The organism is Paenibacillus sp. MDV22-iso6, assembly GCF_058408365.1.
Window position 1 is genome coordinate 527571 of sequence record NZ_JBZVDZ010000004.1, and the last position, 21843, is coordinate 549413.

Annotated in this window: 15 protein-coding genes; 3 read left to right on the plus strand and 12 right to left on the minus strand. The window is 47.4% G+C overall.

Going from position 1 to position 21843, the window contains the following annotated elements:
* Window positions 1-161 precede the first annotated feature (161 nt).
* Window positions 162-1262, plus strand: a complete 1101-nt coding sequence (locus AC4PM4_RS14445) for a glycosyltransferase family 4 protein (RefSeq protein ID WP_269054413.1) — start codon at window positions 162-164, stop codon at window positions 1260-1262.
* A 23-nt stretch (window positions 1263-1285) separates the two neighbouring features.
* Here AC4PM4_RS14445 and AC4PM4_RS14450 read toward each other — a convergent pair whose 3' ends face one another.
* From AC4PM4_RS14450 to AC4PM4_RS14505, 12 genes are all read right to left on the minus strand, one after another.
* Window positions 1286-1648, minus strand: a complete 363-nt coding sequence (locus AC4PM4_RS14450) for an HIRAN domain-containing protein (RefSeq protein WP_063566897.1) — start codon at window positions 1646-1648, stop codon at window positions 1286-1288.
* Between the two features lie 47 nt (window positions 1649-1695).
* A complete protein-coding gene (locus AC4PM4_RS14455; protein WP_079697431.1) occupies window positions 1696-2661 on the minus strand; it encodes a helix-turn-helix transcriptional regulator in 966 nt (321 codons plus the stop codon).
* A gap of 272 nt (window positions 2662-2933) precedes the next feature.
* Window positions 2934-3452 carry a hypothetical protein gene (locus AC4PM4_RS14460; protein ID WP_400346158.1) on the minus strand — a complete coding sequence of 173 codons (519 nt, stop codon included), beginning with the start codon at window positions 3450-3452 and terminating at the stop codon, window positions 2934-2936.
* 263 nt (window positions 3453-3715) lie between these two features.
* Window positions 3716-4348, minus strand: a complete 633-nt coding sequence (locus AC4PM4_RS14465; RefSeq protein WP_063566894.1) for a 50S ribosomal protein L25 — start codon at window positions 4346-4348, stop codon at window positions 3716-3718.
* 281 nt (window positions 4349-4629) lie between these two features.
* Window positions 4630-7509, minus strand: coding sequence for a type I pullulanase (gene pulA / locus AC4PM4_RS14470; RefSeq protein ID WP_491613912.1), 2880 nt, complete (start codon window positions 7507-7509; stop codon window positions 4630-4632).
* 283 nt (window positions 7510-7792) lie between these two features.
* Window positions 7793-9844 carry a type I pullulanase gene (gene pulA / locus AC4PM4_RS14475; protein WP_491613913.1) on the minus strand — a complete coding sequence of 684 codons (2052 nt, stop codon included), beginning with the start codon at window positions 9842-9844 and terminating at the stop codon, window positions 7793-7795.
* A gap of 164 nt (window positions 9845-10008) precedes the next feature.
* Entirely contained in the window at window positions 10009-11520 is a 1512-nt protein-coding gene (locus AC4PM4_RS14480; protein ID WP_491613914.1) for an extracellular solute-binding protein, read from the minus strand.
* A 185-nt stretch (window positions 11521-11705) separates the two neighbouring features.
* A complete protein-coding gene (locus tag AC4PM4_RS14485) occupies window positions 11706-12815 on the minus strand; it encodes a glycoside hydrolase family 88/105 protein (protein ID WP_491613915.1) in 1110 nt (369 codons plus the stop codon).
* 23 nt (window positions 12816-12838) lie between these two features.
* Complete coding sequence (locus AC4PM4_RS14490; RefSeq protein WP_491613916.1) at window positions 12839-14338, minus strand: extracellular solute-binding protein; 1500 nt, start codon at window positions 14336-14338, stop codon at window positions 12839-12841.
* A 65-nt stretch (window positions 14339-14403) separates the two neighbouring features.
* A complete protein-coding gene (locus AC4PM4_RS14495) occupies window positions 14404-15276 on the minus strand; it encodes a carbohydrate ABC transporter permease (RefSeq protein WP_024633116.1) in 873 nt (290 codons plus the stop codon).
* Between the two features lie 45 nt (window positions 15277-15321).
* Window positions 15322-16275 carry an ABC transporter permease gene (locus tag AC4PM4_RS14500; protein WP_063566889.1) on the minus strand — a complete coding sequence of 318 codons (954 nt, stop codon included), beginning with the start codon at window positions 16273-16275 and terminating at the stop codon, window positions 15322-15324.
* Between the two features lie 283 nt (window positions 16276-16558).
* Window positions 16559-18895, minus strand: a complete 2337-nt coding sequence (locus tag AC4PM4_RS14505) for a helix-turn-helix domain-containing protein (RefSeq protein WP_400346168.1) — start codon at window positions 18893-18895, stop codon at window positions 16559-16561.
* 574 nt (window positions 18896-19469) lie between these two features.
* Here AC4PM4_RS14505 and AC4PM4_RS14510 point away from each other — a divergent pair.
* Together AC4PM4_RS14510 and AC4PM4_RS14515 are read left to right on the plus strand one after the other, a co-directional pair.
* On the plus strand, window positions 19470-21479 hold the full coding sequence (locus AC4PM4_RS14510) for an endonuclease MutS2 (RefSeq protein WP_491613917.1): 2010 nt from the start codon (window positions 19470-19472) through the stop codon (window positions 21477-21479).
* A 92-nt stretch (window positions 21480-21571) separates the two neighbouring features.
* Window positions 21572-21820, plus strand: coding sequence for a cysteine-rich CWC family protein (locus AC4PM4_RS14515; RefSeq protein ID WP_079697440.1), 249 nt, complete (start codon window positions 21572-21574; stop codon window positions 21818-21820).
* Window positions 21821-21843: the final 23 nt, after the last annotated feature.

The following is a 21843-nucleotide window of genomic DNA, read 5'->3' on the forward strand; positions in this document are numbered from 1 at the left end:
CTTCTAAATACGCGCAACGATTTCACTGCACCCCGTACAGTATATCACAAAAACGAAATTTCCCCTCACGCGTAGTTCCACAGGAGCCAAATCCACCCGATGCACATAGGATATATGACCAAAGTAGATTGTTACGAATATGGACAAGGAGGAGCCTGTTGATGAAAATAGCCCTGATAGCGCCTGAAAAATTGCCAGTCCCAGGTAACGGATCAGTCGAAATCTGCCTCCTCGGCATTGCTCGCGAACTTGCACTCCGTCACCAGGTGACGATCTTAAGTCGTCAGATGCCCGGCCTTGCCATCACAGAGCAATTAGATGGCATTACGATCCGTCGTGTACCAGCAACCAGTCCCAGCGAGTACACAAGGGCAGTGATCCGTTTTCTGAAAATTCAGCCCTTCGATTTGATCCAGGTAGACAACAGACCTCATAGTATGGCTGCAATTAAACGCGCCTTCCCTTCGTTACCTGTGGTGCTCTATCTTCACTCGTTAACCTTTGCACAACCAGGTCCTGCAAGATTAGCGCTGTTAAAAAAAGCGAACTGGATTGCCGTCAACAGTCAATCTCTCAGACAAAGGCTGGGTCGCCGATTTCCATCCTTGAAACGACGGATGGGTGTTGTACCACTTGGCGTGGACCTAAGCCGCTTTTTGCCTGCAGCTAAAGGAGAGCAGCAGCAGCTACGGAAGCAGTTCGGTATTTCAGGGCCATTCTCCATTCTGTATGTAGGCCGACTGATTCCGGGCAAAGGGGTGGATGTGCTGATTCGTGCCGTAGCTCTTATTCAGCAGCAGGTACCCATGCAACTGATCATTGCAGGGAAAGGACCTCCAGTTTACGTCAGCAAACTGCGACAGCTTGCCCGAAAATTAAAGGTTGATGCCACCTTCCGAGGTCAAATCGCCCATGAACGTATTGACCGTTTGTACAGGGCTGTGGACTGTCTGGTGTGCCCTTCCCAACAACATGAGGCCTTCGGGCTAGTTAATGTTGAAGCTATGGCTTCAGGACTACCCGTCATTGCTTCAGACAATGGAGGCATTCGTGAAATCATTGTATCGGGGACTAATGGATACCTTGTGAGACAGTATCACAACCCCCGAAGTTTCGCTGCTTACCTGTCTAAACTCGCAGACAATCCTTCTCTCGCTCGTTCGCTTGGAGAAGCTGGCCGTGCCAGTGCAGTTGAACAGTTCAGTTGGGCCCAGACAGCCATGCATCTTGAAGCAGCTTATACAAGACTCATCCGCGCATAAATCTTGTTGCGCTTGTGATTTCGTTAGGCTTTTTCACGTGACTGCCAGTCTGCAATAAAACTATCCATATGCGGAACAGGAACGTACATCATTTCAATTAACTCCACAATAATCATATCTTTCATGGCAAACCTCACTTTAGCGCAGGTTTGTTGGCGGAAAGCATCATAGATTCCCGAGCCTGTCCAGCAACCATGAGGAGCGAGCAGCGGATTATTAACAATATATCCAACCGTCCCAATGGGTGGAACCACTACCTTGATGGCTCGAGAGTCCACCCGATTGTCGGGGTCTTTGACCAGAAACAGGATATCGCCTACATTTAAAGCTTCTACACCATGATAATGTTCCATTCCATACATGGCTGCAAATAATTTGGTACTCATCGAAAAAGCTCCTTTTACACATTTTTTTGATTTTAGAAGGGTTGAAATTATTGATCTTCCGCATAATGCTTCATCCACTCTATGAGTTGTTTACGAATTTCTTTACGATATTCGCGGGGTTCAAGAACCTCCGCTTCGGGGCCAAATTGATATAACCATTTCAGGAATTCACGACTACTGTTCAGCGTTACTTCAAATAACAATCCGCCATCAGGCAAATCAGTCATTCGTGGACGAACAAACATTTCTTCTTCTTTTATGTAGGGGGCCACCTCTTTACTGAACCTTACTTTAAAATGAATCAGTTTATCCCCACGATCAATGGACCACGTATTTTTCATGAACTGCGTTATGTTGAAATCACCCATAACAAAATGGGTATTGGTCTGGATAACGTCCAGAAAGCGACTGATCCGAAACAAACGTACTTTCTTCAGCAAGTGGCAATAACCAATCAAGTAGAAACGCTGATCGCGCGGAATGAGGTAATAGGGGTCAATGTCGCGGACCGTTATTTCATTTTTCGTAAGCGTATGATATTGGGTTCGAATCGTTTGTTGATCCAGAATGGCTTCAATGACTGGAATAAGTAAATTGGGATACTTCCCTTCTTCCCGGTATGCAGGTGTACCCATACGAATAATGCCTGCAATATTTTCTACAATGTCACTGTTTCTCGATTTCATTTTGGTATGAGCTGTCATCACCTTGTCAAAAGCTGAATCAAATTCAGCCGGGAGTTGCGAAGTATCCACCACGGATGGAAGCATCGAGAATACCATCGCTTCCTGTTCGGTAAAATCCAGAGGATACATGGCAAATTCACCAATGAACCGATATCCCTTGCCATAACCTTCATTCATGATAGGGGCAACCCTGTCCAAAATTCGGAGATCGCGATAAATCGTGCGCACAGTGGTACCGCATTTCAACGCCAATTCTTTGGCGGAAATTCCGGGATTCGCTTGTATAGCCTGAAGTATACGCAGAAGACGAATTAATTTCTCTGTCATGTAGTTTCTCCCCTTCGATATTTTATCGGCAAGGAAAACTAGTTCCTTTAGTCCGGTACTAAATCTTTAGTCCCAAACTCACTTTCGCAATTTCACCTTATGTATATAGTTCAATCGCACTTATTCGGCTTATTAAATATACTTTCTCTTACTTGCTTGCGTAAAATATTAACCTCAAGTCCTTATACCTACGCCTGATAGCCTATTTGGCATTCAAAAAAAAAATAAAAAAGTCTTGTCTCTTTGAGCAGAGACAAGACTTTTTCGCTTGGTTATTTGTGCAAATGCAATAATTTAGTCAGCACATTGACCATATGGTCGCACAGATCAGGGATATCTCCCATCTGATCTTCATTCACACTACGGTCAAAATGTACTTCAGCAGTGACGGCGTAAGTTGCTGGCTGATCTTCAAATATATAATGAATATGCTGCAATTTTCGTTGTTCCGGCCAGCTCTCTTGTAATATGGGGCTAATCGCCGGACATTGAGTCTCAGGCTCCTTAACAACCATTCTGAACCGCAGCCGCAAACGGCAACCTGATGGACCACCTGGTGTCTCCAAAATCTCAGCCGCGAGATCCTCAAGCGATGTGCTCAGTACCACTTCGCCAGTTACCTCAGGACAATCTCTCAGGCAGAATTGCAGCACGAACTCTCTGGACATACGAGCCATCTCAAGCTGATCCTTCCGATCTGTTATGGAAATAAGTTCATCCAAATTATCGAGATCATATAGGTAATTTTCGAAGCCTACTTTCAAATTGTCATAAATCGTCGGATCAAACATGTTGCGAAACCTGCTTTCTTGTGCAAATTATTCCAAAGTGCATTGTTGCTGCTCCGAATCATAGTATACTGTAACGCTACTTCACGCAAACAGGCAACGTTATCATACCGAATAGCTCGACTATGTAGCCATCTGTCATAAGTCAAAACGACATTCATTATCGCGCATCTCCAGCGACTCCACTTGTCCATTTCCAATATAAAAAAGCCCGGTCGTGATGACCGGGCTTGGTTGAGATACAGAATAATAAATATTCTGACTCCCTATTCTTCTTTAGCTGGTTCTTCTGGTGCTGCTGGTGCTGCTTCATCAGCAGAAGCCGTAGGCTCTTCCTCAGCCGCTTGTGGCGGCATCACGGAAGCGATGATGGAATCACCTGACGTCACCAGAGTCAGACCTTTTTCGAGCTTGATATCTCCAGCTGTCAAACGATCACCAATTTCCAGTCCGCTAACATCCACCTCAATGGAGGTTGGCAGATCAGCCGGAAGTCCTTCGACCTCCAGTTGAGTTTCCTGTGTCTGGAACACACCGCCTGCCTTGGAGCCGGCTGCGGTACCTTGGAAGTCGATCGATACACTAACGCTGATCGGCTTGTTCTTCGAAATTTGCAGGAAGTCCACGTGCAGCAGACGTCCGTTACGTTCCTGCTGATCCTTGATCAGCACTGGAACCGTTTTGCCACCCTCAAGATTGAGGTTGAACATCTCGGAGCGACCTGTACGTGCTACTTTCAGCACTTCTTTTTCATCTACATGTATCGCGGCACCTTCTAATCCCGGGCCATAAACGACAGCCGGAACACGTCCGCCTTGTCTTAACAGGCGCAATGCTGCACCTTTCTTTTCAGTTCTTGGTGTTGCCGTAAGTTGAGCCATTTTTCCGTTGGATTTCATGATTGAACATCCTCCTTCAAGGGATCCTTACTTTATATTTGTTAGGAAGCGATAAGCTTCTCTCTTAGACCAGAATGGCCTTTTCGTGCGTGGCCGAATCTGGGGCCATATCTATATTTACCCCAATGAAAGACCATCTCAAACACTAACATGTACAGTTTTTTTTATTTTTCGGGTGAAAATGGTTCTTTCTGATGAACAAAAAAGCAGCCGGAATACCTTCCGACCGCTTGTTAAGCCTATATTTTTCAACCATTTGTATGAAGTTATAACCTGGCCAGCTAAGCGCTGTTACGATCATCCTCTACATCACTTTCACGGATAACCTGCATCTGATCCGACCCACTCTGAACGATAATGTGCACATCTCCGTCTTCAGGACCGATATCAACATAACGATCTCCGCAGGTATCTTTGGCTTCCCATTCATTCAGCCGAATGATTAAGCCCAGATGATGCAGTCCTGCAGCCACCCGAAAACGGGCTTCTGCTGCATTGCCTACTCGCTCAAAGGAGACCGCTCCATCCTCCATGCCTGTGCCCCATACCCAGACATCCCATCCCTCATAATGCTGATCTTCCCGTTCATATCGGAGAGTCACGATTCGCGATATTGGTTTGTGGATTTTGATATTCAGCGATGCCTGAATTCCTCCAGCCTCCGCGATAATCTGGGTAGATCCTGGTGTTAAAGCACGCACAATGCCTGCTGTACTAACAGCTGCATGATCCAGATGAGATGAGCTCCACCGTATATTCATACCTTGCAAAGGCTGGCCGAATTGATCCAGAACCAAGGCGCGGAATCGACTGACACGTGTTGTGTACATCACGGATTCCCCGATAATTTCAATTCGTTCCGGATGGAGATGATCAACCTGCAGCGTACACTCTGTGGTAATCGTGCCACATTGGACGCTAATCGTGGCTTCTCCGGTCTCCCCCGTATGAATTGTCCCATCGGATTGAATCGCAATAATCTGTGGGTTCGAAGAGCCCCAGGTCACAGATGCGTTCTCCACCACATTACCAAAATGGTCTCTGACCGATGCTCGCAAACCGGCAATCTCTCCGACACTGTACACAAGACGCGGCGAATGAATCTCAATCACAGCGGGTTCAGCACCGCCAGCATACTCCGTGTCGTACATTACCATCAGTGACCATCGTTCTACCATTGCGGTTCCGCTCACCGTCTCAATGAGATCTGTACCTGCCTGGTGATCATTCACCACGATATGCCAGTCACCCTCCGGCAGACTCACTTGCTGCTGCTGACCTGTTCCGTTGTAGATCACCACGATCTGATTCCAGGTATCCTGATTCGCTCCGTGATCCAGTGTAAATGCAACCACATTTCCTTCTGCTCGCATCATGCGAAGATGATTCCTTACCTGCTCGGCGTTAATCATGCGAAAAGCCGGATGTGTGCGGCGTAGATGAATCAGGCCCCGATAATAGTCAAAAACAGGTCTGAATCGAGCTTTGTTAGCCCAAGTGATCGTATTCACGGCGTCCCCGCTGCGATAACTATTGTGATCTCCTGCTTTGGATCTCAGCATCTCATCTCCTGCATGAAGAAATGGAATCCCCTGTGAGGTAAGTAGAACCCCTGTTGAGAGCAAGGAACGACGGACCATCTCATGATCAAGTACATCATCCGCATCGACATAACGATAAGGGTCCGCCGCTTTAACCGCCGATTCCGCACTGCCTCCTTCTACGGGCTGCCCGTCTCTCCATACCGGGTAACCGAGATCATGCCTGAGGTACATCGTTGTTGCGATTTTGTCCCACAGGTTGAGATTATCATGTGCCGTCACATAATTGACGGATTCCACTGGTGAAGATGTAAAATCATCCAGCGCTCCTGCTACACCCATGGCAATTTCGTACTCCCTACCGTCTGCTCCGGTAACAAAACCTTTGCCGATACCATCACTATCCCCTTTGATGGCACTGCGGAAATGATCGTTAAATACAGCAAATCCCTGACCGCGTTGTGTTCCTTTTAACGTTTTCCGATCCAGAGGTGAATCTCCGCCTGTCCACGGCTCCCCGTAGATCAGAAAAGCCGAATCAATCTGTTCTCTCAGCTCACGGGTCACTTCGTTCATCGTGTCTGTATCAATCAGACCCATGAGGTCGAATCGAAACCCGTCCACATGATATTCCTCTGCCCAATACAGGAGAGAGTCCAAAATATATTTTCGTACCATGGGGCGCTCCGTAGCCAGTTCATTGCCTACACCCGAGCCATTGCTCAATGTGCCGTCCTCACGGTAACGATAATAATAACTTGGTACAATTCGTTCAAAAGGTCCATCATCCACGCTGTACGTATGGTTATAAACCACATCAAGCACGACACGAATGCCTTGTCGGTGCAAGGAATGAATGAGAGCCTTGAACTCCCGAATTCGAACCGCAGGATCACGTGGATTGGTGGCATAGGAACCCTCCGGCACGTTATAGTGCTGCGGATCATACCCCCAGTTGTATGGCAATTTGGCATTCGAACCGGCGTCCGTTGTCGATGCCAATTCATCCACCGTCTGATAATCCGCTACAGGCAGAAGATGCACATGCGTGATGCCGAGTTCGACAAGATGATCTACTCCGATGGAGTTGCCGCCTCTGTCCGTCAACCCGGAAGCTGTAAATGCCAAATATTTGCCCTTATACGGAATATCGGCATGGGGGTCGGAGGAGAAGTCACGCACATGTAATTCATATAGAACTGCATCTGCCGGACGTAGAAATACGGGCTTCACATCCTCTTCCCAGTCCACAGGATTGGTTGTATCCAGATCAATTATGGCTGTTCGCTGTCCGTTCGCCGATACAGCACGAGCGTAAGGATCGGGTGCCACTGCAATATGCTGATCATCATGCGTAATGTAATACATATAATAATGTCCGGCCCAATCCCCTTCAAGCTGCACACTCCATATTCCATCCGGGTCACGGGTCATCGACCGTTGCTGTCCGTCATCATGTTCGGTTACTTTACCACTTTCATCATAATGTCCCTCATCATCAAAAATGAGTATAGAAACCTGCTGAGCTGTAGGTGCCCACAGCTTAAATGTGCTTGCTGTACGCGTATATGTTAAGCCAAGATCGTTGCCTTCATAACGAAAAGATGTCCATTCCGGCATCGTTCCCACCGCCTTTATATCCATTGATTTCGTGTTGTCCCGATGTTACGGAGCGAGACGTCATTTGTCAACCCGGGGTTGTCTGTACTCAACATATCGGTTGAGCAGAGGCTTTCAATTAGCATATTGAATGTGATGCAAATCTACATAGCAATCGCTTTCAAGATACAGCATATGTAAACAAGCGCCATAGATTGACAGCATTTGTACCTGTCCTGATGAAAAAAAGACGGGAGAAAACAAAACACCCTCGTCCCACAATGGAGAAAGGGTGCAATAACGTTCATTCACCTGAATACATAACTGTCATGGATATAGCGGGAATGCTGACCTGACCGTCCTTGGCCGTACGCAGCGTCTCGGTACCAGCCTGCCCCTGCTCTACGACCACATTCCATGTACCTGAAGGAACGGAGGTTGTACGGATTTCTTTGGAAGCATTATATATAACGATTATCCGTCCCCATGAATCTCCGACAGCCGTTCCTGCCAGTTCATAGGCCAACAGCCCTTTTCCTTTTTCAAGCAATCGAACATGGTGCTCAATCTCTTCCCGGGTGCGAAGACGAAAAGCAGGATGCTCGCGCCGAAGACGGATCAGACCACGATAATAATCATGAACAGGTTTAAACTGCTGCTTTTGCTCCCACCGAATGGCATTGACTGAATCCCCACTCTCATGACTGTTGGCATCACCATATTTACTTCGCAGAAATTCATCTCCAGCCGCAAGCAAAGGAACCCCCTGGGAAGTCAATACGATGCCATTAGCAAGTAGACAACGCCGGACCGTTTCGTTCTCCAGTATACGATCCGGGTCAACGTGCAAATACGGCTTCGCCTGCTGTACAGCCTCTTCCACGTTGGCGCTGCCTTTCACACGACCATCCTCACTATATGTGATAAATCCCAGTGTATCGTGCAATCCTTGTGTCTGGGCGACTTTGTCCCACAGGTTGAGATTATCATGTACGGTTACATAATTAATTGTTTCAGATGGGTTATCCGTAAAATCAGTAATGGCTCCCCGTACGCCTGTCCATATATCATCTTCCTTTCCCTCCGCTCCAGTAGCAAATCCGGTTCCCGTTCCATCACTATCGCCTTTGATCGTTCCACGGAGGTTATCGTTAAATACAGCAAATCCGGCTTTACGCTGTGCTCCCTTAAGTGTCATTTGATCCCCAAGGGGTGATTCCAACGCTCCCCAGGGTTCACCGTATAAGAGAATGGATGGAGAAACCTCGGCATGCAGTTCTGCTGCGAGCTCTTTCATTGTTGTCGTGTCGATCAGACCCATCAGGTCAAAACGAAACCCGTCCACATGGTATTCCTCTGCCCAGTATCGTACGGAGTCGATAATGAACTTACGCACCATCGGGCGCTCCGTAGCCACTTCATTGCCTGTACCAGATCCATTGCTGTACGTGCCATCCGGATTCTGACGGTAGTAATATCCTGGAACAAGCTTCTCAAATGAACTGGCTGCCGTATCAAACGTATGATTGTACACCACATCCATAATGACTCCGATCCCCTTCTCATGAAGGGCGAGTACCATCGATTTGAACTCTCGAATTCTTGTCTCCGGCTCATCTGCACGGGATGCATAAGAACCTTCTGGAACGTTGTAGTGGAGCGGATCATAGCCCCAGTTATAACGTGAGCAATCGGAAGTCCCGTCATCTTCCTTCGATTCGTCCACTGTCGCAAAATCAAAAACCGGTAGCAGATGTACATGAGTAATTCCCAGCTCAGCCAAATGATCGATCCCCAGTGTATTCCCGTTTGAATCGTGCAAACCTGTCTCGGTAAAAGCAAGATACTTTCCTTTATGCCTCATGCCGGATGACTCATGGATCGAGAAATCGCGCACATGCAGCTCATATAAGACCGCATCTACCGGGCTCGCCAGTTTTGGACGAATATCCTCATTCCAGCCATTCGGGTGGGTCTGTTCCAGCCTGACGATGACTCCCATTTCTCCATTCATGGTCACAGCCCGTGCATAGGGGTCAACCGCTATCTCCTGCCGTCCGTCCTCAAAGGTGGCTCTGTACATATAACGATAACCGCTCCACTCACCTTCGAGCTTTAGGGACCAGATGCCCTGATCCTGTTTGTTCATTGGTATTTCTTTCTGTTCGTCCTGATTCTTCTGTTCATTGGGACTTCCCCCTGTTGAAGGCGGGTAAATCAGCACATCCACCTGCTTTGCGGCAGGAGTCCACACTTTGAAACCACAGGCTTGTGGTTCCATCGTGACACCCAGATCTCTTCCTTGGTATGTATCTAATACGTTTAATACGTCTAACTTGTGATGGTCATCAATCATGCTGTATATTCCCCTCTCGATGAGCAATAAAATGAATGTGAACAAATGCTCCTTACCTTTTATACCCCTTCTGTCACCTAACCATAATCTCGGGGATGAAAAAGAACATAAAAAACAAGCCATGCTTCACGTCATTTCACGCAAAACACAGCTTGTTCTTCAAATTACTTCCCGTTTAGCTGGGCATAAGACGCTTCAAATTCGGAAATGAGCTGTTCGCCACCGGATTTTCTCCAGTTCGCCACTTCCTGCTCCCATCCAGCATCATCGATTTTGCCCATAATGTATTTGGTCTGTGCATCCCAGATCATCTGGTCCAGCTCCTGGCCGCGCTCAGTATAGATGGCAGAAGACAAGGTCAGCGCCGGATTTGGAATGGCATACTTCTCATTCTCACGTGCCATCTTCGTGCCCTTCATACCGATCGGTACATCGACAAGCTCAGGCACGTTATAACCTTCAATGCTTAACAGATTGTCACGATAAGGCTTCACTTCACGCTGATACCCGTCGAAGTCCTTGAACTCGGTTTTGCCATCCGAAGTCTTCGTATAGTGCACGTCTTCCAGACCACGCAGCTGAAGCGTACTCAGTGGTTCGTCCATCAGTTGATCCAGGAACGTCAGCACCTGTTTTAACTGTTCTTCGTCCGGTACGGAAGCTTTGGGAATGACAAGCATGCCATAGTTCCCTGGTTCCCCGGCAATTCGAATGCCATCCGGTCCTTGGAACGGAGCCACATCAATCTCGCCATCAGGCACGTTTGGTGTCAGCCGCTGTTGAAACGACTTTCCGTTCTGAGCAACACCGTTCAGCTTCATAGCTACAAGACCCGAGTCGATTTTTTTGTCCGCATCAGAAGGGTCCAGCGCTGGGAAGTCACTGTTGATCAATCCCTCACTGAACAGACGCTTGAACAGCTTCATCGTGTCCACATATTCTGTGGTGAGGAATTCAGGGGTAAGTTTACCCGCATCGTCCACACCCCACTTGTTCACCCCACCAATACTTACGGCGATCCGTGTCAGCGGAGAGGATACACCTTCGTTGTACTTTTTGAACAATACTGTTCCATACGTATCTTCCTTGCCGTTACCATCAGGATCATCCTTGCGAATGGAGCGCATCACTTCGTACCAGTCATCCAGCGTTTTTGGTACATCCAGCTTCAGTTTGTCAAACCAGTCCTTGCGGTACACCATGGCTGTACGCCCAATATCGCGGAAGTTGGGTACCCCGTAGACCTTTCCTTCGATCTTGATATTGTCAAAATATGCCTCGGATTGGGCAGACAGGTTCTTATAATCCTTCAGATAGGGTCCAATTTCCCAGAACAGCCCCGTTTTGGCTGCGTTAAATGTTGTGGGTACATAATTCACACGCATGATGGTCGGCATCTCGCCCGAAGCTACCATGACATTCACTTTATCATCAAAAGCAGACTGCGGAATCCACTGTACACTGACATCCGTATTCGTATATTCCTCAATCTTTTGTTCAATCCCATTCTCCTTGGCCGGCACATCACCAACCTGCATCAAAGAAATCGAAATGGGAAGCTTGCCTTCCCCTGCCGCAGGCGCTTTTTCTCCCCCACAGCCTGCAAGCAGCCCGGCGGACATTGCACCAACCACGACCAATCCGCCTAAACGGGACATCCGACCTTTTGGACTCATGAACCATCTCTCCTTTGGTTAACCAAATTGTTCACATTTTGCCTCATTTGATTAAATCGCTACGGGTACACAATATAGACGGACTGAACCGTTCCGACCTATATTGTGCTGATTTGAAGTCGCTCCTTGGATTGATGCAAAACGCCCCATGAATGCGCTATCATAAATAAGTCTGAAGAAAAGAACTAGCGTGTCGCCAGTTCTATCTCCACTCCTGCCAAAATAAATGGAGCAACCGATTTCGGATCATTAATCCGAATGGATTCAGTTACATAATACTCGTACGACCCGTCACGATACGGGGTACCGCCCAGACCTGCCCCACCGTTACACTGCGTCAGGGACAATACACCTTCACGGTCCGTTTGCAGCAGATGCAGCAGCAGACCCTGATACCCCTTTTTTGCGATAGCTTTAAACTTGCCACTCAGATAACCCTTACGTACGCCCTTCGCAAGTGCATACACAAACATTGAGGTTCCCGAAGCCTCCAAATAATTACGCTCACGCCCCGGCTGATCGAGCAAATGAGGCCATAACCCGGACTGTTGGTCCTGTACATGTACAAGTGCATTCGCTACACGTTCGAAAATCCCCACAATCTGACCCCGCTGCTCATGATCTACAGGCAGATGATCCAATGTATCCACTACCGCCATCACATACCAGCCCATCGCCCGGCTCCATACATGCGGAGAGCATCCGGTTTCTCCCGAGCTCCAGCGCTGTTCCCTGCTCTCATCCCAGGCATGGTACAGTAGACCGCTGCGTGGATCACGTGTACGTTTCTCCACCAGCAGTAGCTGTAATGCCGCCTTGTCAAACCACTTCTCCTCACCAGTAACCGCACCATATTGCGTCTGGAACGGCGTGGCCATATACAGCCCATCCAGCCACATCTGAAACGGGTAGACCTTCTTGTGCCAGAATCCGCCTTCACTCGTACGAGGCTGTCCCTTAAGCTGTACCATGAGCAAATCCGCGGCTTTACGGTACTTTTCTTCGCCCGTTTTGTCCAGCAATAGGAACAGCGATTTCCCCTGGTTAATCTGGTCCAGGTTATATTCCTCAACCGCATAGGAACGAATCGAGCCATCTTCCTGAATGAAGTTATCCATCAGTTCATGAATGTAATCGAAATATTTCTGTTCTCCGGTATGGGTGTACAGCTCTTCCAGCGCTTTCAGTAGACAACCATTTTCATAATGCCAGGTAGGGTACAACTCATGATTGCGATAACTTCCCATGAACTGTTCAGCCATCCGTACCGGTGTGAATTGCAGGGTTTCTTTCATGATGTTCCTCCGCTTCCGGCTTTTTATTTAGCCTGTTTTTTGTAGTCTTCGGCATATTCCTCACGAATTTTGGTACCGCCCGCATTGCCCCAATTCTCGATCTCCTGTTTCCAGCCATTTTCATCGATTTTGCCCATAATATATTTGGTCTGCGCATCTGCAATCATCTGATCCAGATCTGCCCCACGATCGCCATAAGTAGACGAATACAAGGTTAATGCAGGGTTTGGCACAGCATGTTCCGCCAGTTCTTTGGCAAGTTCCGTACCCTTTTCACCGAGTTCGGTATCTTTCAATTTCGGTACGTTGTAACCTTCTACGTAAGGCAAGTTATCACGATATGGCTTCACTTCACGCTGGAACGCATCGAAGTCGCTCATCTCCACCTGGTCCTCGCCAGCCTTCTTATAATGTTTGTCTTCAATACCACGCATCAGCAGCGTTGCCATCTCCGGGTCCATCAATTTATCCAGGAAAGACAACAGGTTTTTCAGCTCTTCTTCCGATTTCACCGTCGCTTTCGGGAAGGCCAGAATACCGGAGTTACCCGTCTGCCCCGCCACACGGTCGCCATTCACACCAAGCAAACCTGCAATGTCTACTACGCCATCCGGGTCATTCTTAGAAAGACGCTCTTGCTGGCTCTTCCCGTTCTGGGCGACACCGATACGCATGCCGACAACACCTGTATCATATTTCTTCTCCGCTTCTGTGGAGTCAAATACGGCAAAGTCCTGATTCAGCAGTTTCTCGCTATACAAACGTTTCAGCAAATCCAGCACCTGCATATATTCCGGTGTCATGAATTCCGGCGTAAAACTGCCGTCATCTTCTACCTTCCACTTGTTTGGTGCACCAAAACTTACGCCAAGACGTGTAGTGAAGGAATATTGATCCTCGTTATACTTTTTGAAAAGCATGAGTCCAAACGTATTATCCTGACCGTCTCCATCCAAATCGGAGGTCGCCAGCGTCTTGATCGTTTCATACCATTCATCCGGTGTCGTTGGTACCTTGAGATTCAGCTTATCAAACCAGTCTTTACGGTAAATCACCGTTGCACGGGCAATATCAGAGAATACGGGTACCCCGTAGATTTTGCCTTCCACCTTGATATTGTCAAAGAAACGCTCGTTCTGTGCAGACAGATTTTTATAATCCTTCAACAAAGGTCCAACTTCCCAGAATACATCGTTACGCATCGCACTCGTTACGGTTGGGTTATACTGCACTTTCACAATTTTGGGCATATCGCTGGATGCAATCATGACATTGATTTTGTCATTATAAGCCGAAGCCGGAATCCACTGAATGTCTAGTTTGGTGTTCGTATACGTCTCAATCTTTTGCTGGACCTCATTGCCTTTGCTCGGTACGTCGCCCACCTGTGCTATTGCAATGGACACATTCTGCACGCCGCCCTCGGCATCCTGACCTTCATCCGATCCGCATCCTGCCAGCAGGCCTGTTACCAATGCCAGTGTGCTCAAGACAGCTACGGCTTTCTTTTTTGTTGCTTTCATTAAACGAAAACCTCCCCTTTTTTATACAGTCATGAACCCGTTTTGATGTACAACCATGCGCAATTTCAACCTTTTACCGATCCCAGCATCACTCCTTTGGCAAAGTGTTTTTGCAGGAATGGATACACCAGCATGATTGGAATCGTGGAGAACACGATAACGGCCATGCGTATGGTGAGCGGCTGAATCTCGGTCTCTTCGATACTGGTATCCCCGATCCGGCTCTGAGCCAGGATGACAATCTCACGCAGCCACACTTGTACGGGCCACTTTTCACTATCGTTGATATAAATGACAGCGTTGAAGAAGCTGTTCCAATGAGCCACCGCGTAAAAGAGAGAGAATGTAGCCATTGCTGGCATCGACAAAGGCAAAACAATACGGAACAATACGCCCACATCGTTACATCCATCGATTTTGGCGGCATCCTCCAGTTCATCCGGAATGGCTTGGAAGAAGTTCTTAAGTACGATCAGGTTGAACGCACTAATCGCGGTAGGCAGCATCAAAGACCATAATGTATCCGTCAGGTGCAATGATTTTACGACAAAGTAGGTTGGAATCATCCCACCGCTGAACAGCATGGTGAACAGTACACCCAGCAAGATCGGCTGGCGTCCACGCAAGTATCTTCTGGAAAGCGGATACGCCATAAGCGAAGTGAACAACAGGTTAAGCAGTGTTCCGATTACAGTGATATAAATGGATACACCCAGACTGCGAATCAATGTGTCTGTAGAGAAGATGTAACGGTAAGCGGCGAGGGAGAATTCTTTTGGAAAAAGAATGAATCCTCCCTTGGCCACTTCATGCGGACTCGTAAACGAGACGGCCAAAATATAAATGAACGGGATAACGGTCACGATTCCGATCAAAAGTAGAAAACCATGATTGAGGATATCAAAGATCCGGTTGCCCCACGTTTTATCCTGTTGCATCTTAATGTTCACTCCTGTCTGGTGAAGAACGTCTGCTGCCAAGCGTTAGTAGACGCCTTCCTCCCCGAATTTTTTGGCCATCGTGTTGGCACCCAGTACAAGTGCCAGTCCGACCACCGACTTGAACAAACCAACAGCAGCACTATAACTGTACTGTGCCTGTGTGAGACCTTTGGTGTAGACGTAGGTATCAAATACCTCACCCACATCCCGGTTCGTCGGCGTGAGCATCAGGAAGATCTGTTCAAAGCCTGTATCCAGGAAGTTACCCAGACGCAGAATGAGCAAAATAATGATTGTACTGCGGATGGCAGGCAACGTAATATGCCATGTCTGACGCCAGCGATTGGCACCATCCATCCGTGCAGCTTCATAGAGCTGTGTATCTACACCGGAGAGTGCCGCTAGGAAAATAATCGTGCCCCAACCTACCTCTTTCCAGATGGATTGTCCAACAATCATCGTTCGAAACCAGCCAGGCTCAAGCAGGAAAGCCACTTTTTGTCCCGTCAGGTTATAAAGTAATTCGTTAATAGCGCCGCCCTCGGTTGTGAACAGCATGTAGAACACACCAACCACAACAACCCAGGAAACAAAGTGCGGAACATATACCAGCGTCTGTACAAAGCGTTTGAATCGTTCACGGCGAACTTCATTCATCATGAGTGCCAATACAATTGGCAGTGGGAAGAAGAACACCATATTATAAATCGCTAGCAAAAACGTATTCCGGAACAAAGTCCAGAACTGCGGTTCCCCGAAGAAACGCTGGAAGTGCTTAAACCCTACCCAGTCGCTGCCCAGAATGCCCTTGTAAGGCGTGTAATCCTGAAAAGCCATCGTAATACCGTACATGGGTATGTATTTGAAAATAACAAAGTAAAGCACGCCCGGTATCAACATAATATAGAGCCACCGGTTTTTGATGATGTCCCTCCACAGCAGGTTTTTGTCACTGCGGGTAGCGGGTCGTGTCCGAGCCGCCGTTTCGGCTTTCATAGTGTCTTCCTCCCCACATTGGAAACGATTACAAAATATCACTTCCTGAATTCATGTCTTCATTGTGGAGGATAAATGGGTAACTGGCTATCGTCTCATTTTAGCTTCTTGTTTTCCCTTATGCAGCAAGGGTTTAAGGCATTTGTAATTCTGGAATGCTCCCCTGAATGAACCACATTTAACCTCCGATATTCCTGTCTTAACTCTGCTGCAAACGCAGAATAAAGGCTGACCTTGAAACAAAGAAAAACCTGCCTGCCATGGCAGGCAGAGCAGGTTGCTTTTATCGCTGCTGCTCCCGGTATTTTCCGGGGGTAGTTCCCGTAATTTTACGAAATGTACGGATAAAAGCAGTAGGGTTGGTGTAATTGAGTTTCTCGGCAATCTCCGATATTTTCAGGTTGGTCGTCTGCAGCCAGGTTTTGGCTTTTTCCATCCGGTATTCGGCAAGGTATTCCGTAAAGTTCACACCAGCCTCCTTCTTGAACACACGGCTCAGATAGACTGGATGAAAATTCAGTTCTTCTGCGCAAGCTTCCAGCGACAATTCGCGATCATATCGCTCCTCGATCAGCCGAATCATGCGCCGGGCAATATTCAGATATTGAGATTCTTCCTGTTCACGCCAGAATCGAATGACAGGGTGAAATAAACATTTGCGGAACCAGTTCGTCATTTCATCCAATGTGGATAACTTGAGTAGTCGAGCCATAGAGGCCTTTTCGCCCAACACTTCCGCAACATTCCCACCCTGCTCCTGTACAAGCTGATACACACGGGACAACAGTTGAACCATGATAACGGGGTATTCGCTGAAGTGCAGCTTCTTGTCTGCAAGCAGACCGAGGTATTGCTTAAAGTACGCATCGGTTTTCTCCTCGTCCCCTTGCTTGAGTGCAGAAGCCAACTGGTCTTCAATCATCCTGAGCTGTGTATATAACGCTGCCTCCGTCTGACCTCGCGGCTGAATATCCTCGTAATGCAAAATAATACGGCTGCCCAGACTTACCCTGCCTTGCAGAGCCTCACGACTCTCCTGGTAAGCCCGTGGCGAATCACCTATTGCAGAATAGGAACGACTAATACCGATACTTACAGGCAGATTCAGATAGGTCACAACCCGCTCACGGATCAATTCCGCTTGAGTGTGCATCCACTCTTTTAGCTGTACTTCATCATCCAACACGGATGCCAATACCGTAACCTGGGCGTCATCAATCATGACAGGTGCAAAACGAATATCAGAGGGCAGCAGCTCACCGACCATATTGTTTAACGCAAACAGCAGCAGATCCCGGTCCTGCTCCTCATACCTTGTCCCTTCAAGGGTATCGATCTGAAGTGTAAGTAGCCCAAGTCTGGACCATGAGGTTGGAAAATCGTATAACTGACCCTGATATCTGAAGTCATCTTCCGATATTTTGCCTGTAAGCAGTTTTGTCATAAAAAATTCCTGCAAATGAACATGCTGGCCCTTCATCTGCTCACGCATCGTCTTTTCCGAGCTGAACAAGGTCGATAATCGCTCTTCGATGTATATAAATTCATCCTGACGGCGTCCCGACGGAGCCAATGGAGAATCCAGTCCTTTTGTAAACTGCAGAAGTCTGGAAATGGGAGAATACATCTTGCGACTGCCGTAGATGGCTACTAATCCCGTCAAACATAACATGACTAATGTAGCCACTCCCGTAACCAATGCAATTTTCTGCGATTGGGCGGTTATCTGACTCAGCGATACAACGGATACATACAACCAACCATTGAGTGGGGACTGCCTGTAGCTAACTGCCACCTGACTTCCCTCGACCTCTGCACTGAAGAAACCCTCCGACTGTCCTGTCGTTTGTACCTTTTCATGGATTTCCTGATTTAGCGTGTCGTATTTCCCGTCTTGTTCTGTATCGTTGAGAAAATATTTTTGCTCCCGATCAAGGACGTACATATCCCCTGAATTCGGATTTCGACTTAGAAATGTACTTAGCTCTGTATCGGCTATGTCTATAACCAAAAATCCCTTGGGTTTCACATTCGTTGGTATCATCGGAATCTTGAATACCATGCTTACCACGTTGTCGGATGAAATAAGAGTAGGTGCGTGTTCTGGCGTTGCTTCACCAACTCCCGCCGATACCGGCACACTTTCTTTGGTTGAACTCACATTTTGCGTTACCCAGAACAGGCTGTTTGTATATTTCAAATAAGAGCCTATCCGGTCCCGAATACTGAAATCATCCAATTTTCCAAAGGAACGCATCGAAACGACCCAGTCTTCATCCAGATTCACGAGATAGGCCTGATCGATATTAGTAACCGATTGCAGATTATTAAATCCGGAAGTCAGATCACGAATTTCCTGAAATTCGCTGCTGTCCAGCGGTTTTTTCATCGCTTGTAATACCAGTGGAGAATTCACATATTGGATGGACGATAATTGCAGGCTGCGCAATACTTGCTCTACCCGCATTTGGGTCTGATGCAGAATCTGCAAATTACTCTCCCGGACCTTCTGTTCAATGTCACGTGAAGCAATCGAATAGGAGACTGAACCAATAACAATGACCGGAAGGGCTCCGAGAATCATGGTAAAACAGAGCAAACGCAGCAGGTATTTAGGCAAAAAGAGCATCCTCCTTTGTGCATTTTGCGTTATTTGATCGAGAACGATTTCGGAATCACTACCCGATCTAATGCAAAACGTATGTATAATATCGCTTTCATTGGATTAATTTACTATTGTTATTTTAAAACCCATTGTTATTCAAGTCCACTATTTATTATTGAAGGTTGACTTCAAGGCAATTTCCAGTTTATATTGGTTGCATATTCCTCAATCAAAGGAGAGATTTTGATGTCGGTGAGCGTTCTTAACTAACTAGTTTCATATTCAGGAGTTTGGCCTTCGATTCACTTGTGCCTTGTGGCATACGTGTATTTCATGATGCGCCATTACCCTGTACTTAGTTAAGAACAGCGGATATCATAAATCGCCTCCGGGATTGTACGTGTCCGGGTCTATTTCCGCGCTGTGTTCAGCGTGGATTTTTTTGTATAGACCTATAACGGGCCCTACTTTCCCGTACGTTAAGGGCGGAGAATGACGTTTGTTCATTCTCCGCCCTTTTTGCGTTTTCCGGGAATATGTCCCATCGCTTTAACCGAAATTCCATTTTATATCCAAGGAGAGATCAAGCATGAATGAAAAAACGTTAACCAGTCTGGGTTATCCCCAAATTCAAAAAAACGTTGCAGCCTGTGCCCTATCCTATTTGGGCAAACGTTACGCAAGAGACATGAAGCCAATGGTGGACGCTTCTCTGATTCAAATGCGGCTGGAAGAGACCGCTGAAGCGGCTGCTTTGATTCGTTACGGTGCCAGTGTGCCCATTCCTTCACTGGATGGCATGGAGACCATCATGGATCTGCTCGGCACCGGTTATTTATTTACGGAACGTGATTTCAGCAATCTCGCCCAATTTCTGCGCAGCTGCGCACAGCTTATGAAATACATGGAGGGCAAATCCGAAGTGGCCCCCACAGTTAGTCGCTACGCTTCATCCATGATATGGATGGAATCCCTGCTCAGCGAGATTGAACGCTGTATCCATAGTGGACGCATTCAGGATCAGGCGAGCAAGGAGCTGATACGTATTCGTAAAAAAATGACGGTGAATGAGGAACGCATGAAGCGCAAGCTGGATTCTCTAATAAGCAAACACCGCTCCATCATGCAGGAAAATGTGATTAGTCAGCGTGGTGGAAGAACCGTGCTGCCCATTAAGAAAGAATTCCGCAAACACGTTAAAGGCAGTGTGCTGGATGAATCAGGAAGTGGCCAAACCGTATATATTGAACCTGCTGAATTAGTAGGTCTGCAAATGGAGCTGTCTTCACTGCAAGCCGAGGAATCACGGGAGGAGATGAAAATTCTCGGTGACTTAACCTCCTTGGCAGAGTCTTATAATCGTGAAATTTCGTTAAATACGGAAACGGTAGGGATTCTGGATTTCCTGTTCGCCAAAGCGAAATATGCAGCGACCATGGACGGACGAACTGTAAGCGTCAATGCCATTGGACGTGTTCGGCTTCATCATGCCCGCCATCCGTTTATGGGTGCATCCATGGTTCCGCTTGATTTTGCGATTGGTCAGACTTATTCCTCGCTAATCATTACCGGGCCGAATACGGGTGGCAAAACGGTTGCACTCAAAACATTGGGTCTGCTCACATTGATGATGCAATCTGGTCTGCTTGTGCCTGTCGCTGAAGATGGCGAGATGGCCGTGTATCATGAAATTGCTGTTGATATCGGCGATGGACAGAGCCTGGAGCAAGCACTCAGTACCTTTTCTGCACATATTCGCAACATGATTGGCATCCTGGAGCAAGCCGATTCATCGACACTTGTGCTTATTGACGAGATGGCCTCCGGTACCGATCCCGGTGAGGGAGTGGGACTCTCGATCGCCATGCTGGAGGAGCTGCACAGCCGTGGAGCTACCGTTATCGCTACAACCCATTTTGGGGAAATCAAACATTTTGCAGCATCCACGCCTGGATTTGAGAATGCAAGAATGGAATTTGATACGGTCTCTCTTCAACCTCTTTATCGATTGCGGATCGGAGAAGCCGGGGACAGCTATGCCTATTCCATTGCACTGAAATTGGGTATGCCACAGCGTATTATTGAGCGCTCCAAGCTCATTTCAGATCAGGGTGTCTCGCAAAGTGTCTCTTCCACCTCCTCTCCATCCGTGCCTAACGTAAGTTCAACGTCATCGCAAATAAACAGCACGGTTGAACAAGAACAATTGAATGAAGCAAGGAACACGATAAAACCTATCAGCCCGTCCGTACAGACTGGAACTAGAAAGCAATCTGCTGATCGGCCTGAAACATTAGAACCCGCGCCCCCTGCCAAAGCATTCCGAAAAGGGGATCGCGTCTATGCAGCTTATCTGAACCAGTCAGGCATCGTATGTGATGTGGAGGACAGTCGCGGAAATATCGGAGTCATGCTGCGTGGACGTAAAGTCAAAATTCATAAGAAACGTCTAACTCTGCACATCTCCGCAGATGAACTATATCCGGGTGACTATGACCTCGACATTGTGCTGGAGTCCAAAGAGAACCGAAAGAAACGCAAACTGATGAGTCGCAAGCATGTGGAAGGACTGAAAATTGAATTGCCCCCTGAAGAATAACCACAGGATTGATATAATGGGTTGAGTTGCTATACTTTAATAAACCTATCGATCGTTCGTGGTTAGAAATTTATCGGGGAAGGAAGACTCGTATGTCTGTTGAGCAGGATACAAAGAAAGTCACTCCAGAAGTTCTTGTATGTCCTTTATGCGGTGAGGCCAATGGCTGCTCCTATGCGGCTGGTCGTCCTCATTCAGAATGCTGGTGTAACCGGGCTGTGTTCCCAGAAGGGGTATTTGACCCCATTCCGGCAGAACAGCGCAGGAAGTCCTGCATCTGCGAGGCATGTCTGGATACGTATAAAAAGAAGACAGAGCAAAATAAAGAGCCCCACAGTTAACCCTGTGAGGCTCTTCTTCAATC

What these genes read in the sequence shown, in the direction of transcription:
- AC4PM4_RS14450 (WP_063566897.1), bottom strand. Translation starts at nt 1,648, where the DNA reads ATGAGTACCAAATTATTTGCAGCCATGTATGGAATGGAACATTATCAT.
- AC4PM4_RS14485 (WP_491613915.1), bottom strand. Translation starts at nt 12,815, where the DNA reads ATGAAAGAAACCCTGCAATTCACACCGGTACGGATGGCTGAACAGTTC.
- AC4PM4_RS14510 (WP_491613917.1), top strand. Translation starts at nt 19,470, where the DNA reads ATGAATGAAAAAACGTTAACCAGTCTGGGTTATCCCCAAATTCAAAAA.
- AC4PM4_RS14460 (WP_400346158.1), bottom strand. Translation starts at nt 3,452, where the DNA reads ATGTTTGATCCGACGATTTATGACAATTTGAAAGTAGGCTTCGAAAAT.
- AC4PM4_RS14455 (WP_079697431.1), bottom strand. Translation starts at nt 2,661, where the DNA reads ATGACAGAGAAATTAATTCGTCTTCTGCGTATACTTCAGGCTATACAA.
- AC4PM4_RS14445 (WP_269054413.1), top strand. Translation starts at nt 162, where the DNA reads ATGAAAATAGCCCTGATAGCGCCTGAAAAATTGCCAGTCCCAGGTAAC.
- AC4PM4_RS14490 (WP_491613916.1), bottom strand. Translation starts at nt 14,338, where the DNA reads ATGAAAGCAACAAAAAAGAAAGCCGTAGCTGTCTTGAGCACACTGGCA.
- AC4PM4_RS14515 (WP_079697440.1), top strand. Translation starts at nt 21,572, where the DNA reads ATGTCTGTTGAGCAGGATACAAAGAAAGTCACTCCAGAAGTTCTTGTA.
- pulA (WP_491613913.1), bottom strand. Translation starts at nt 9,844, where the DNA reads ATGATTGATGACCATCACAAGTTAGACGTATTAAACGTATTAGATACA.
- AC4PM4_RS14495 (WP_024633116.1), bottom strand. Translation starts at nt 15,276, where the DNA reads ATGCAACAGGATAAAACGTGGGGCAACCGGATCTTTGATATCCTCAAT.
- AC4PM4_RS14465 (WP_063566894.1), bottom strand. Translation starts at nt 4,348, where the DNA reads ATGAAATCCAACGGAAAAATGGCTCAACTTACGGCAACACCAAGAACT.
- pulA (WP_491613912.1), bottom strand. Translation starts at nt 7,509, where the DNA reads ATGCCGGAATGGACATCTTTTCGTTATGAAGGCAACGATCTTGGCTTA.
- AC4PM4_RS14500 (WP_063566889.1), bottom strand. Translation starts at nt 16,275, where the DNA reads ATGAAAGCCGAAACGGCGGCTCGGACACGACCCGCTACCCGCAGTGAC.
- AC4PM4_RS14480 (WP_491613914.1), bottom strand. Translation starts at nt 11,520, where the DNA reads ATGAGTCCAAAAGGTCGGATGTCCCGTTTAGGCGGATTGGTCGTGGTT.